General features: G+C 73.9%; 11 protein-coding genes. 6 read left to right on the plus strand and 5 right to left on the minus strand.

What is annotated here, in order from left to right:
• Positions 1-59: 59 nt before the first annotated feature.
• From ACFWV2_RS08990 to ACFWV2_RS09005, 4 genes are all read left to right on the plus strand, one after another.
• Entirely contained in the window at positions 60-1,304 is a 1,245-nt protein-coding gene (locus ACFWV2_RS08990) for a sensor histidine kinase (protein ID WP_384403930.1), read from the plus strand.
• A complete protein-coding gene (locus ACFWV2_RS08995; RefSeq protein WP_384403933.1) occupies positions 1,301-1,969 on the plus strand; it encodes a response regulator in 669 nt (222 codons plus the stop codon). Before ACFWV2_RS08990 ends, ACFWV2_RS08995 begins: the two co-directional genes overlap by 4 nt.
• Before the next feature lie 132 nt (positions 1,970-2,101).
• Complete coding sequence (locus ACFWV2_RS09000; protein ID WP_384403936.1) at positions 2,102-3,403, plus strand: cytochrome ubiquinol oxidase subunit I; 1,302 nt, start codon at positions 2,102-2,104, stop codon at positions 3,401-3,403.
• Between the two features lie 161 nt (positions 3,404-3,564).
• Positions 3,565-4,344, plus strand: coding sequence for a cytochrome d ubiquinol oxidase subunit II (locus tag ACFWV2_RS09005; RefSeq protein WP_384403939.1), 780 nt, complete (start codon positions 3,565-3,567; stop codon positions 4,342-4,344).
• Here the strand turns inward: ACFWV2_RS09005 and ACFWV2_RS09010 are convergent.
• Complete coding sequence (locus ACFWV2_RS09010; RefSeq protein ID WP_384404030.1) at positions 4,335-5,516, minus strand: AI-2E family transporter; 1,182 nt, start codon at positions 5,514-5,516, stop codon at positions 4,335-4,337. The two genes, ACFWV2_RS09005 and ACFWV2_RS09010, sit on opposite strands and share 10 nt — an antisense overlap.
• 314 nt (positions 5,517-5,830) lie before the next feature.
• Positions 5,831-6,025, minus strand: a complete 195-nt coding sequence (locus tag ACFWV2_RS09015) for a DUF3046 domain-containing protein (RefSeq protein WP_384403942.1) — start codon at positions 6,023-6,025, stop codon at positions 5,831-5,833.
• 79 nt (positions 6,026-6,104) lie between these two features.
• Here ACFWV2_RS09015 and ACFWV2_RS09020 point away from each other — a divergent pair, with 79 nt between their 5' ends.
• Positions 6,105-7,034, plus strand: a complete 930-nt coding sequence (locus ACFWV2_RS09020; RefSeq protein WP_384403944.1) for a hypothetical protein — start codon at positions 6,105-6,107, stop codon at positions 7,032-7,034.
• 39 nt (positions 7,035-7,073) lie between these two features.
• On the opposite strand, the gene ACFWV2_RS09025 is transcribed toward ACFWV2_RS09020, so the two are convergent.
• The 3 genes from ACFWV2_RS09025 to ACFWV2_RS09035 are packed head-to-tail and all read right to left on the minus strand — an operon-like array spanning position 7,074 to position 9,041.
• The gene (locus tag ACFWV2_RS09025; RefSeq protein WP_384403947.1) at positions 7,074-7,382 is read right to left on the minus strand and encodes an AzlD domain-containing protein; all 309 of its coding nucleotides are present in this window, start codon (positions 7,380-7,382) and stop codon (positions 7,074-7,076) included.
• Positions 7,379-8,125 (minus strand): AzlC family ABC transporter permease, encoded by a 747-nt coding sequence (locus ACFWV2_RS09030; protein WP_384403950.1) that lies wholly within the window; start codon positions 8,123-8,125, stop codon positions 7,379-7,381. The genes ACFWV2_RS09025 and ACFWV2_RS09030 overlap by 4 nt, the downstream gene beginning before the upstream one ends.
• A gap of 10 nt (positions 8,126-8,135) precedes the next feature.
• Positions 8,136-9,041 (minus strand): AraC family transcriptional regulator, encoded by a 906-nt coding sequence (locus ACFWV2_RS09035; protein ID WP_384403953.1) that lies wholly within the window; start codon positions 9,039-9,041, stop codon positions 8,136-8,138.
• A gap of 135 nt (positions 9,042-9,176) precedes the next feature.
• Here ACFWV2_RS09035 and ACFWV2_RS09040 point away from each other — a divergent pair, with 135 nt between their 5' ends.
• On the plus strand, positions 9,177-13,826 hold the full coding sequence (locus ACFWV2_RS09040; protein WP_384403957.1) for a DEAD/DEAH box helicase: 4,650 nt from the start codon (positions 9,177-9,179) through the stop codon (positions 13,824-13,826).
• The last annotated feature ends 22 nt before the right edge of the window (positions 13,827-13,848 follow it).

Raw genomic sequence — 13,848 nt, forward strand, 5'->3', positions numbered from 1 at the left:
GGGCGCGGACCCCGCTTCTCGTCGACCGCCGCGGCGAGCCCCCGCCTATCCTTCGACGCATGTCCCTCCCCCTCCGTTCTCCCGGCGGACGCCTGTCCTCGCGGGCCGCCGACGCCCTCGTTGCCGGTGTCGTCCTGCTGGTCGTCGCCGTCTGGACGCTCCTCTCCGCGGGGGACGCGAGTGAGCCGGCCGTCCGTACGGTGCTCGGCTGGGGGCTCGTCCTGGTCGGGTGCGGCGCGCTGTACTTCCGGCGGCGGCAGCCGGTCGGGGTCGCCGTCGTGACCCTGCTCGCCTGCGTCGTCTACTATCCGCTGTCCGCGCAGGACGGCCCGCTCATGATCGCCTTCGCGCTCGCGCTGTACACGACCGCCGCCGAGGGCCGGTTCGCCGCCGCCGTCGCGCTCGCCGCCGTCACCCTGCTCGCGGTGGGCGTCGGCGAGGTCCGGCAGCAGCCGGGGCACCGGCAGATCGACGACACCTCGCTCGCGATGCTGGCAGGCTGGCTGATCAGCCTCGTCGCCGTGGGCCGGGCCCAGCGCACCCGGATCGCCTATCTCCACGAGGTGGAGCAGCGGGCGCTCGCCGCCGAGCGGGAGCAGGAGGCCCGTGCCCGGCAGAGCGCCACCGAGGAGCGGCTGCGGATCGCCCGCGAGGTGCACGACGTGCTGGGCCACAGCATCTCGCTGATCAACGTCCAGTCCGGAGCCGCGCTGCACCGGCTCGGCAAGGGCCCCGCCGCCGAGGCCGGGCTCGTCACCGCCACCGAGGCACTGGAGGCGGTGAAGGCCACCAGCAAGGACGCGCTGCGGGAGCTGCGGGCCACCCTCGGGGTGCTGCGTGGCGCCGACGAGCCCACGCCGACCGCCCCGCCGCTCTCCGGTCTCGCGCTCCTCGGGGACCTCGCGGGCCGCGCCCGGAGCGCCGGACTCGACGTCCGTACGGAGAGCACGGGCACCCCGGTGGCCCTGCCGCCGTCGGTCGACCTGGCCGCGTACCGGATCGTGCAGGAGTCGCTGACGAACGTGACGCGCCACGCGGGCGCGAGGAGCGTCCGCGTGAGCCTCGACTGGGGCCCGGAGGCCGTGCGGCTGCGGATCGAGGACGACGGCGGGGGCGCGCCGGAGGGGCGGCCTCAGGACAGTGGGACCGCCCGGCCGCCGGGCAGTGGCATCCGGGGCATGGCGGAGCGGGCCCGCGCGCTGGGCGGTGAGCTGACGGCCGAGAATGTGGACGGCGGCGGTTTCCTGGTGGACGCCCGGCTGCCGCTGACCGCACCCGCCATGACCGAGGGGGACCCCCGATGATCCGTGTCGTGCTCGCCGACGACCAGACCCTGGTCCGGGCCGGCTTCCGGTCGATCCTGTCCGACGAGGAGGACATCGAGGTCGTCGGAGAGGCCGGGGACGGGGAGCGGGCGATCGGGCTCGCGCGCGAGCTGCGCCCGGACGTGGTCCTCATGGACATCCGGATGCCGGTGCTCGACGGCCTCGAAGCGACCCGGCGCATCACCGCGGACGAGCGGCTCGCGGGGGTCCGGGTGGTCGTCCTCACCACGTTCGACGCGGACGACCATGTGTACGGGGCGCTGCACGCGGGCGCGTCGGGCTTCCTCGTGAAGGACACCGAACCGATGGAACTGCTGCACGCGGTACGGGTGGTGGCGCGCGGCGACGCCCTGATCTCCCCGGCCGTGACCCGCCGGCTGATCGCCGAGTTCGCCGCCAGGGCCGGGCGCCGGCCGGATCCGAGTCCCCGCCTCAACGTGCTCACGGAGCGGGAGCGCGAGGTCCTCGGCCTGGTGGGGGCGGGGCTGTCCAACGACGAGATCGCCGGCCGGCTCGTGCTCTCCCCCGCGACGGCGAAGACCCATGTCAGCCGGATCATGACCAAGCTGGCCGTACGGGACCGGGCGCAGCTGGTGATCCTGGCGTACGAGTCCGGGATGATCACTCCGGGCTGGCTGGCCTGACCCGTAGGGGACCGGAGCCGACCGCCGCAACTCCTGGGGTACGCGCGCGTGGGCCGGCGCAACCGGTGGGGTACGGCCGGTGCCCACCCGGGGGTGACGCGGGGCCGCCGACCGTGCGCCGACGCTGTACGGGTGAACCAGGACGTACTCGATCTCGCGCGGCTGCAGTTCGCCCTCACGGCGGGCGGCCACTTCCTCTTCGTCGCCCTGACCCTGGGGCTGGCGACGGTCGTCGCCGTGCTCCAGACGAAGGCCACCCTCGGCCGGAAGCCGCTGGACGCGCGCATGGTGCGTTTCTGGGGTCAGCTGTACGTGATCAACTACGCGGTCGGGATCGTCACGGGCCTCGTGATGGAGTTCCAGTTCGGCATGGCCTGGAGCGGGCTGACGCACGAGGCGGGGAACATCCTCGGTGCCTCGCTCGCCGTCGAGACGATCGTGGCGTTCTTCGTCGAGTCGACCTTCCTCGGCCTGTGGATCTTCGGCTGGAACCGGCTCAACCGCTGGGCGCATCTGGCCGCGATCTGGATCGTCGTCCTGACCGCCTACCTGTCGGCGTACTGGATCCTCGTCTCCAACGGCTTCCTCAACCACCCGGTGGGGTACGGCTCCGAGGACGGCGGACTCGTCCTGGACGACCCGCTCGCCGTCCTGGCCAACCCTTCCGCGCTGCTGGCCTTCGGTCACGTCCTGGCCGGGGCGCTGCTCACGGCCGGTTTCTTCATGGCCGGGGTGAGCGCGTACCACCTCTTCCGCCGCAGTCCCGAATGGGAGTTCTTCGGCCGGAGTCTGCGGATCGGGGTGTTCCTCTCGGCGCCCGCGCTGATGGTGACCGCCGTCTTCGGCGGTGTGCAGTTCGCCGTGCTCGACGCCTTCCAGCCGATGAAGTCGGCCGTGTTCAGCGGGAAGGCCGCCGAGATCGGGCGGGTCCAGGCGGAGATGGCGGAGCGTTTCGGTCCGGGTGACTACGTGCCCTCGGAGACGTGGACCCGGGGCGGTGCGCTGCTGATGCTCGTCAGCTTCGCCCTGATGATGTACCTGTGTTTCGCCGGGGTGATCCTGGCCTCCTTCCGGAAGGCTGTCTTCCGGTTCCGGTTCTGGCACGTCGTCCTGATGGCGGCCGTGCCGCTGCCGTATCTCGCCATGATCAGCGGCTGGGTCTTCCGGGAGTCCGGACGGCAGCCCTGGGTGGTCTACGGCCTGCTGAAGACGGAGGACGCGGTCTCGGACCTCTCCGTCGGCACCATGCGCCTCTCCCTCACCGTGTTCACCACGGTCTTCGTCCTGCTCGCCGTCCTCAACGCCTGGCTCCTCACCCGGCACGCCCGCCGCGGACCCGTCGACTCCGGCCTCGGCCACGACGAGCGCCCCGCCGACGGGGAGGAGGACCACACACCCGACCCGTCCGACGCGCTCCCCGCGCACCGCTACTGAACCCCTGGCATCAACCCTCACACTCCCACCGAACCCCTCGCATCAGCCCGCACACCTCCACCGAACGCTCGCGTCAGCCCGCACACCCCCACCGAACCCCGGCATCCGGCCCGCGCGCCGCCCGAGGAAAGCCCGAACGCCCGAAAGCCCGAGGAGCCCCCGTGGAGACCCTGGCCATCGTCCTGCTCGCCTTCTTCGCGGCGGGCTGGTTCGTCCTCGCCGGGGCGGACATCGGCACCGGCATGCTCACGCCCTGGCTCGGCCGGAGCGACCGGGAGCGCAGACTCGTCCTCGCCTCCTTCGCCCCCTTCTTCCTGGGCAACGAGGTCTGGCTCGTCGCCACCGTCGGGGTCCTCGTCGGCTGCTTCCCCGCCCTCGAAGGAGACCTGCTGAGCGGCCAGTTCCCGGTCCTCGTGGCCCTGCTGACCGGCTGGATCGTCAGGGACGCGGGCCTGTGGTCACGCGGCCGTGGCCCCGGTCCGCGCTGGCGCGCGGCCTGCGACGGCGCCGTGACGTGCGGGAGCTGGGCCGTCGCGCTCTCCTGGGGGTGGCTGCTCGCGGCCCTCCTGACCGGGCGTCCTCACGACCCGGCGACCGGCCCCACGGGCGTCCTCACCGCACTCGCCGTGGCCGCCCTGTTCTCCGCGCACGGGCTGGGTTTCGCCGCGCTGCGGCTCACGGGACTGCCGTACGAGCGTGCCCGCAGGCTCGTCGGACACGCCGGGCGCCCGTGGCAGCCCTTCGCCCTCACCGCCGTCCTGATGGGCATGCTGCCGCTCTGGGCGGGGACCGCGCTCCCGCTGGCCGAACGGGCGGCCGCACCGGGCACGCTCGGTCTGCTCGTGCCCGCCCTGCTGTGCGTCACGCCGCTGCTGGTCGGCGTCCAGGCGTGGATCTGGCACACCTTCCGGCACCGGGTCACCCGGCCTTCCTACCTCTGAGCGCCGCCGGGGCCGTCCGATGCGCGCTGCTCGGAACGACGCCGCTCCTCCAGGGCCGCGGCTTCCTTCTTGTGGTGCAGCGCCTTCTGCAGCCGGGCCACCACCGCCTCGCCGTACCTGCGGTGGCCGTGGACGCGCGGGTCGTCCGTCACGTCGTACCGCTTCACATAGGCGCCGAGGAAGGCCTGGAGCGTGGCGACGGCCGGGATGGCGATCAGCGCGCCGACGGCGCCGAGCAGTGCCGTCCCCGCGATGACCGAGCCGAAGGCCACCGCCGGGTGGATGTCCACCGTCTTGGAGGTGAGCTTCGGCTGGAGCACGTAGTTCTCGAACTGCTGGTAGACCACGACGAAGCAGAGCACCCACAGCGCGTACCAGGGGTTCACGGTGAAGGCGATCAGCATCGGCAGCGCGCCGGCGAGATAGGTGCCGATGGTCGGGATGAACTGCGAGACCAGACCCACCCACACCGCGAGCGCGGGCGCGTACGGCACCTCCAGGATCTCGAAGAGCACGAAGTGCGCCGTGCCCGAGATGAGGGCCATGAGGCCGCGCGAGTAGAGATAGCCGCCGGTCTTGTCGACCGCGATCTCCCAGGCCCGCAGCACCTCGGTCTGCCGGGCCGGCGGCAGGACGGAACAGAGCGCGCGCCGCAGCCGGGGCCCGTCGGCCGCGAAGTAGAACGAGAAGAGGAAGATCGTCAGGAGCCGGAACAGTCCGCCGAGGACGGTGGCGGAGACGTCGAGCACACCGGCCGCGCTGTTCTGCACGTACTTCTGGAGCCAGTCGGAACTCAACAGGCTGTCCTGGACCTCGACCCGCGACAGGTCCGTGTGGAAGACCTGGTTGATCCACTTGATCAGCGAGTCGAGGTACTTGGGGAAGTTCTCGACCATGTCCACGATCTGGCCGGCGAGCATCGACCCCAGCAGGACCACGAAGCCGACGCTGAAGACCAGGACCGCGAGGAAGACGAGGAAGGTGGCGAGGCCGCGGCGCATCCCGCGCGCCGCCATCCGCCCGACCGCCGGTTCGATGGCGAGAGCGAGGAAGAAGGCCAGCAGGACGTTGACCAGAAGGCCGACGAGCTGGTGGAACGCCCACTCACCAAGCTGGAAACAGGCGTAGAGGGCGAGGGCGAGGACAAGCGCGCGGGGCAGCCAGCGCGGCATCCTGGCAGCCGGCTCCACCGTGGCGGCGGGCACGGACGCCGGGCCTCCGCCGTCGCCGCCGTCACCTCTGGAGCCCGAGGCCGTGGAAGGGGCCGAGGCGGTCGGGACGGTCGGTGCGGTCGAAGCCGTCAGGTCGGTCGGGTCGGTCTCGTCAGTCGGGGCCACCCCGCCAGTCTCGCGCACCGCACGGACATTCCCCCCGGGACCCCGCACTTCCCCGCCTGCGAACCCCGGCCCACGGCCGCTCGCCGCGGCCGCGTCACCCGGTCCCCTCGCCCACGACAGGCCGCTCATCCGGCCCACCCACGCGTCGGTCAGCGTTTGTCGGCCGGCACGTCGACGGCCGCGCAGACGGCCCGCCACACGTCCTTCGCCTCCCAGCCGGCGTCCAGCGCCTCACGCACCGTCCGGCCCCCGAGCGCCGCCATCACATGGTCCCGCGCGAAGGACTCGGCATAGGACGCACCGAAGTGGTCCGCCATCCGCTCCCAGAAAATCGTCAACCGCATGAACCCAGTATCCCGCTCCCAAGAGTGCAGCCCGCTCCGTAGGCCTTGTCACCGCGTCGTTGCGCCCTACGGTCGGAACATGGCCGAAGAACCCCTCTCCTCCCCGCCCGCGACCCCCCTGGCCCGCGCCGAGCGTTTCGTCTGGCTGACGGCCCGTGTCCTCGAACAGCGCAGGTTCGCCTACCACTTCCTGCGCGGTGGCGCGGATCAGGTGGAGACGGCCCTCGCCGCGTACCTCAACGAGGACGGCGGCTACGGCCACGCGCTCGAACCCGATCTGCGCGGCCCGGTCAGCCAGCCCCTGCACACCGCGCACGCGCTGCGGGTCCTGGACTCCATCGGCCGCTGCGGCGGCCTGCGCGTGGAGCGGATCTGCCGTTACCTCACCGATGTGTCCACCCACGAGGGCGCGCTCCCGGCGATCCACCCGTCACAGCGCGCCTACCCGTCCGCGCCGTTCGTCCCGGTCGTCGACCTCCCGCCGAGCGCGCTGCTCTCGACCGGCCCCGTGGTCGGACTGCTGCACCGCAACCAGGTGTGGCACGCGTGGCTGTTCCGGGCCACCGAGTTCTGCTGGTCGGCCGTGGAGTCGCTGGAGAAGTCCCATCCGTACGAGATCGAGGCCGCCGTCGCCTTCCTGGACGGGGCCCCGGACCGCTCGCGCGCGGAGGCGGCCGCCGACCGCCTCGGACGCCTGGTCCGCGAACAGCGGCTCGCCGTCCTGGACCCCGACCGGCAGGAGGACTACCCCCTGGCCGACGGCTACGCGCCCGGCGAGCACCACTTCCCGCACGACTACGCGCGCGTGCCGGACTCGCTGGCCGCCCGCTGGTTCACGGAGGAGGAGATGGCCCGTTCCCTGGACCGGCTCGCCGCCGACCAGGAGGAGGACGGCGGCTGGCCGATCCGCTGGCGTGCCTGGGCCCCCGGCTCGGCCCTGGAGTGGCGGCCCGTCGTCACCGTCGAGGCCCTGCGCACCCTGCGCGCCCACGGCCGCCCCGTCGGCTGACCGCTTGCCGCCCGGCCGCCGCCGCGGCCCCGGCGGCGGTCACCAGCCCAGGGCCCGTACGCCCGCGGTGACGGCGACCGCGGCGCCCACGACGACCAGGAACGGGGCCCGCAGGACGAGGGCGACGGCTGCGGCGGCGAGTCCGGCGGCACGGGCGTCCAGGACGACGGTGCTGCCCGCGCCGAACGTCTGCTGGGCGGTCAGCGCGGCGAGCAGCGCCACCGGCAGCAGGGCGGCGAGCCGCTGGACGAGCGGCCGTTCGAGGGCTCCGGCGGGGACGAGCAGGCCGAGCAGTTTGACCAGGTAGCACCCGGCGGCGGTCAGAGCGATCGCGATCCAGACGTTCACCGGGGGTCCTTCTCTCGTGCGCGTGCGGCCGATGCCGTGCGGCGGCCATGTGCCCAGAGCACAGCGGGAGCGGCGAGCGCGGCGGCTAGGACCGGGACCCCCGCGGGCAGGACGGGCAGCAGCCCGAGGCCGAGCAGGACGGCGATCGCGGCGGTGGCCCGCTCCGTCGCGGACTTCAGCATGGGGGCGAGCAGGGCGAGGAAGACGGCGGGACCGGCCGCGTCGAGCCCCCAGGCCGCGGTGTCGCCGATCGCCTCGGCGCCGAGGGCCCCGAGCAGCGTCGTCGCGTTCCACAGGACGTACAGCGTGAGTCCGGTGACGGTGAAACCGAGGCGTGCGGCCCGTCGGGACGGCTGGGCGAGGGCGACCGCCGTGGTCTCGTCGATCACCCAGTGGGCGGCGAACGGTCTGACGGCCTTCGGCACGGCGAGGAGCTGGGAGAGCCGTAGCCCGTAGAAGGCGTTACGGGTGCCGAGGAAGAAGGCGCCGGCGGCGGCCGTGAAAGGGTTGCCGCCCGCGGCGAGCGCTCCGACCAGGGCGAACTGCGAGGCGCCCGTGAACACCAGCAGGCTGAGCACGCAGGTCTGGAGGACGCTGAGGCCCGAGCCGGCCGAGGTCACGCCGAAGGCGAAGCCGGAGAGCCCGACGGCGACGCCGACACCGAGGGCGTCGCGGACGACGGCCGCGTCGGGTTTGGCCGGTGCGCCGTCGCGTATGACGGGGGGTGCTGTCTGTTCTGCCACGTCAGGGACGTTACGGCGGAGTCGCCGGTCCGGTCTTGTACGTTCTTGCGGCGGAGCCGGGCGCGGTCCCGCCGCCGCCGGAGCGGGGTGTCCCTCCGCCGCCACGCGCGCGCTGGTACGCCCCCGGTGGCACTCCGACGCTGCGCGTGAAGTGCCGGTTGAGGTGCGACTGGTCGGTGAAGCCGACGGCTGCCGCGGCTGCCGCCGGGGGCGTACCGGAGTCCAGGAGCTGCCGGGCCCTGCGCACGCGCGCGTCGGTGAGCCAGGTGTGCGGCGGCATCCCGTACGCGTCCCTGAAGGCCCGCAGGAGGGCGAACGGACTGGTGCCGAGCTCGCCGGCGAGCCGCTCCAGGGTCGGCGGTTCGACCATGCGGTCCTCCAGGACGGCACGCGCGCGTGCCGCGTTCCGGGCGCCCGCCGAGAGCGCCGGGAGCGGTGTGACGAGTCCGCCGTGGCTGCGCAGCATGCGGGCCGTGACGAGCCGGAGCAGGCTGTCGGCCGCCAGCGCGTCGCCCTCCTCAGCGGCCCGGTGGACGCCGACGACGAGCCGGGCGGCGTACGGGTCGTCGACGACGGGCGTCGTGAAGCCGACCGAACCGCGCAGGGCGAGGGTGTCGGCGGCGATGGACCGGACGATCTCGGCGTCGGGGTAGATCGTCCGGTACGTCCATCCCTCGGGCACGCCCGCGTGCCCGGTGTGCGGGGTGTCGGGGTTGACCAGCGCGATCTGCCCGGGGCCCGCGTGCACGAGTTCGTCCCGGTAGTGGAAGGCCTCGACGCCCTCGGTGATCGCGGCGAGGACGAAGGTCTCGTGGGTGTGCCGGGCGAAGGCCTTGCGGATGTAGCGGGCGTGCAGCAGGTCGACCCCGGGCAGCTCGGCGTACTGCCAGTACCGTGCCCGCTCCCCGCTCGCCATGTCCCCATTCTGCGCCAGGGCCCGCGGCTCCGCCGCCGCCGGACCGGGCACGCTGCCGACAGGCCCGCCCCGCCGCCGGACCGGTTTCTCCCCAGGTCCGGGCGGTTGTCAGTGGCCGGGTGCACGATGGGGGGCATGGTCAGGTCCGCGCTCGACTCGTTCTCCCCCGCGACCCGTGCTTGGTTCACCGGGGCCTTCTCCGCGCCCACGGCGGCGCAGGAGGGCGCCTGGCAGGCCATCGGCGCCGGCTCCGACGTGCTCGTCGTCGCTCCGACCGGCTCCGGCAAGACGCTGGCCGCCTTCCTCGCCTCCCTGGACCGGCTGGCCTCCTCGCCTCCGCCGGCGGAGCCGAAGAAGCGCTGCCGCGTGCTGTACGTGTCTCCGCTGAAGGCGCTCGCCGTGGACGTCGAGCGGAACCTGCGCTCGCCACTGACCGGAATCCGGCAGGAGTCGGTCCGCCTCGGGCAGCCCGAGCCGGACGTGCGGGTCGGCATCAGGTCGGGTGACACCCCGCCCGCCGAGCGCCGCTCGCTCGCGACCCGGCCGCCGGACATCCTGATCACCACACCCGAGTCGCTGTTCCTGATGCTGACCTCCGCCGCCCGTGAGGCCCTCGCGGGTGTGGAGACGGTCATCCTGGACGAGGTCCACGCGGTCGCGGGCACGAAGCGGGGCGCGCACCTGGCCCTGTCCCTGGAGCGGCTCGACCACCTGCTGCCCCGCCCTGCGCGCAGGATCGGCCTGTCGGCCACGGTCCGCCCGGTGGACGAGGTGGCCCGCTATCTGTCGCCGGGGCGCGCCGTCGAGATCGTCCAGCCGCCGTCGGGGAAGGAGTTCGACCTCTCCGTCGTCGTCCCCGTGGAGGACATGGGCGAGCTGGGCGGCTCCCCCGCCTCCGAGGGCAAGGACGGCGGTGACAAGCCGTCGATCTGGCCGCATGTCGAGGAGCGGATCGCCGATCTGGTCCAGGCCCACCGTTCCACGATCGTCTTCGCCAACTCCCGCCGTCTCGCCGAGCGTCTGTGCAACCGGCTCAACGAGATCGCCTACGAGCGGGCGACCGGCGAGCCCCTTCCGGACACGGTCTCCCCGGCCGAGATCATGGCCCAGTCGGGGGCGGCGCAGGGCGCCCCCGCGCTGCTCGCCCGCGCCCACCACGGCTCGGTGTCGAAGGAGCAGCGCGCGCAGGTGGAGGAGGACCTGAAGGCGGGCCGGCTGCCCGCCGTGGTGGCGACCTCAAGCCTGGAGCTGGGCATCGACATGGGCGCGGTCGACCTGGTCGTGCAGGTGGAGTCGCCGCCGTCGGTGGCCTCGGGGCTGCAGCGCGTGGGCCGCGCGGGGCACCAGGTGGGCGCGGTGTCGACGGGCGTGGTCTTCCCCAAGTACCGGGGCGATCTGGTGCAGGCGGCGGTGGTCACCGAGCGGATGCGTTCGGGGGACATCGAGTCGATGCGGATCCCCACCAATCCGCTGGACGTCCTCGCGCAGCAGCTCGTCGCGATCGTCGCGCTCGACACCTGGCAGGTGGACGACCTCCTCGCCCTGGTGCGCCGGGCGGCGCCGTTCTCGTCGCTGCCCGACTCGGCGTTCACGGCCGTGCTCGACATGCTCGCGGGCCGCTATCCGTCGGACGCGTTCGCCGAGCTGCGCCCCCGCGTGGTCTGGGACCGGGTCGCCGGGACGATCACGGGACGGCCGGGCGCGCAGCGGCTCGCCGTCACCTCGGGCGGCACGATCCCCGACCGCGGTCTGTTCGGCGTGTTCCTCGCGGGCTCGGACCCCAAGAAGGGCGGCGGCCGGGTCGGCGAGCTCGACGAGGAGATGGTGTACGAGTCGCGGGTCGGCGACGTGTTCACCCTGGGCACGACGTCCTGGCGGATCGAGGACATCACCCGGGACCGCGTCCTCGTCTCCCCCGCGCCGGGCGTGCCGGGCAGGCTGCCCTTCTGGAAGGGCGACCAGCTGGGCCGTCCGCTGGAGCTGGGCCGGGCGCTCGGCGCCTTCCTCCGCGAGGTCGGGGCCCTCGCGGACGACGACGCCCGGCTGCGGCTGCGGGCCGCGGGTCTGGACGTCTGGGCGGCGGACAACGTCATGGCGTACCTCAAGGAACAGCGCGAGGCCTGCGGCCACGTGCCGGACGACCGGACGATCCTCGTCGAGCGTTTCCGGGACGAACTCGGGGACTGGCGGGTCGTGATCCACTCCCCGTTCGGCGCGCAGGTGCACGCCCCGTGGGCGCTGGCGCTCGGCGCCCGGCTCGCCGAGCGGTACGGCATGGACGCGCAGGTGATGCACGCGGACGACGGCATCGTGCTGCGGCTCCCGGACGCCGACCTGATGGGCCTGGACATGGGCCTGGACCTCCTCGACCACGAGCCGGTCGACACCGGACGCCGTTCCGACACGACCCACGACGCCGACAAGGCGCCGGTGGGGGCGGCCGACGCCCTCTTCGACAAGGGCGAGATCGAGCAGATCGTCACCGACCAGGTCGGTGGCTCCGCGCTGTTCGCCTCCCGCTTCCGCGAGTGCGCCGCGCGCGCCCTGCTGCTGCCCAAGCGGAACCCCGGCAAGCGCACCCCGCTCTGGCAGCAGCGGCAGCGCGCCGCTCAGCTCCTCCAGGTGGCGAGCGAGTTCGGCTCGTTCCCGATCGTCCTCGAGGCGGTCCGCGAGTGCCTCCAGGACGTCTTCGACCTCCCGGGTCTGAAGGAGCTGATGGGGGACATCGAGGCCCGCCGGGTCCGCCTGGTCGAGATCACGACCCCCGAGCCGTCCCCCTTCGCCCGCTCCCTGCTCTTCGGCTACGTCGCGCGGTTCCTGTACGAGGGCGACTCCCCGCTCGCCGAGCGGCGGGCGGCCGCACTGTCCCTGGACTCCCGGCTGCTCGCGGAGCTGCTGGGCCAGGCGGAGCTGCGCGAGCTCCTCGACCCGGACGTCCTGACCGAGCTGGAGCGGGAGCTCCAGTGGCTGACGGATGACCGGCGGATCAAGGACGTGGAGGGCGTCGCCGACCTCCTGCGGGTCCTGGGCCCGCTCACGGACGCCGAGCTGGTCGAGCGGGGCGCCGAGCCGGGCTGGGCGCCCGACCTCGGGACGGCGCGCCGCGCGATCCGGGTGCGGGTCGGGGGCCGGGAGCACTGGGCCGCGATCGAGGACGCCGGCCGGCTGCGGGACGCCCTGGGCACGGCGCTGCCGGTCGGCGTCCCGGAGGCGTTCACCGAGCCGGTCAAGGACCCGCTGGGCGACCTCCTCGCGCGGTTCGCGCGCACCCACGGCCCGTTCACCTCCTCCCAGGCCGCCACCCGCTTCGGCCTGGGCGCCGCCGTCACCGACGGCGCCCTCCAGCGGCTGGCCGCCTCGGGCCGCGTCGTCCAGGGCGAGTTCCACCCCTCCGGCATCGGCCAGGAGTGGTGTGACGCCACCGTCCTGCGCCGGTTGCGCCGCCGCTCCCTGGCGGCCCTGCGCCACGAGCTGGAGCCGGTGCCCCCGGCGGCGCTCGCCACCTTCCTGCCGCAGTGGCAGCACCTGGGGAGCAACAGCCTGCGCGGTATCGACGGCCTGGCCCGTGCGATCGAGCAGCTCCAGGGCGCGCCCGTGCCCGCGTCGGCCCTGGAGAAGCTGATCCTGCCGTCCCGGGTCAGGGACTTCGCCCCGGGGCTCCTCGACGAGCTGACGACGACCGGCGAGGTGGTCTGGGCGGGAGCCGGGTCGCTGCCCGGCAAGGACGGCTGGGTCTCGCTGTACCTCGCGGACGCGGCGCCGCTGCTCCTCCCGGCGCCGCATCCACTGGAGCTGTCCGCGCTGCACGAGTCGGTGCTCACGAGCCTCTCCGGCGGATACGGCCTGTTCTTCCGCCAGATCGCCGCCCAGGTCCGGGCCACGACCCATCCGGACGCGACCGACTCGCAGCTCGCCGACGCCGTCTGGGACCTGGCCTGGTCGGGCCGGCTCACCAACGACACCCTGGCGCCGCTGCGCGCGCTCCTCGGCTCGGGGCGTACGGCGGGGTCCACCGCCCACCGCGCGCGCCGCACGGTCCCGCGCGGCCGGTACGGCACGCTGACGGCGGCCGCCCGGACCGCCTCCCGGTCGGGGCCTCCCACGGTCTCGGGCCGCTGGGCGCTGCTGCCCCCGTTGGAGCCGGAGCCGACCCATCGGGCGCACGCCCTGGCGCGCACCCTCCTGGACCGGCACGGGGTGGTCACCCGGGGCGCGGTGGCCGCCGAGGGCGTGGAGGGCGGTTTCTCCGCCACGTACCGGATCCTGGCCGCGTTCGAGGACAGCGGGCAGGCCCGGCGCGGCTATGTCGTGGAGGGTCTCGGCGCGGCCCAGTTCGCCATGGACGGCGCGGTGGACCGGCTGCGGGCTGCGGCGACCGCCCGTGACCGGGGCGTGGAGGCGGCGACAGGCCCACGCGCGCTGGTCCTCGCCGCCGCCGATCCGGCGAGCGCGTACGGGGCGGCCCTGTCCTGGCCCGAGCCCCCGACCGGCGCCGGGCACAAGCCGGGGCGCAAGGCGGGCGCGCTGGTGGTCCTGGTCGACGGCGAGCTGACGCTCTACATGGAGCGGGGCGGCAAGACGCTTCTCTGCTGGCCGGCCGAGCCGGACGACCCGGCCCTCACGGCGGCGGCCGAGGCCCTGGCCGCGTCGGCCCGCGCGGGCACCCTGGGTACGGTCACGGTGGAGCGGATCAACGGCGCGACGTCCCTGACCTCGCCCCTGTCCCGGGCCCTGGAATCAGCCGGCTTCCTCGCCACCCCCAGAGGCCTCCGCCTCCGCGCCTGACCTCGGCCCGATCCCCACCCGA

The sequence above is a fragment of the Streptomyces sp. NPDC058671 genome, assembly GCF_042716475.1.
Classification (GTDB): Bacteria; Actinomycetota; Actinomycetes; order Streptomycetales; family Streptomycetaceae; genus Streptomyces.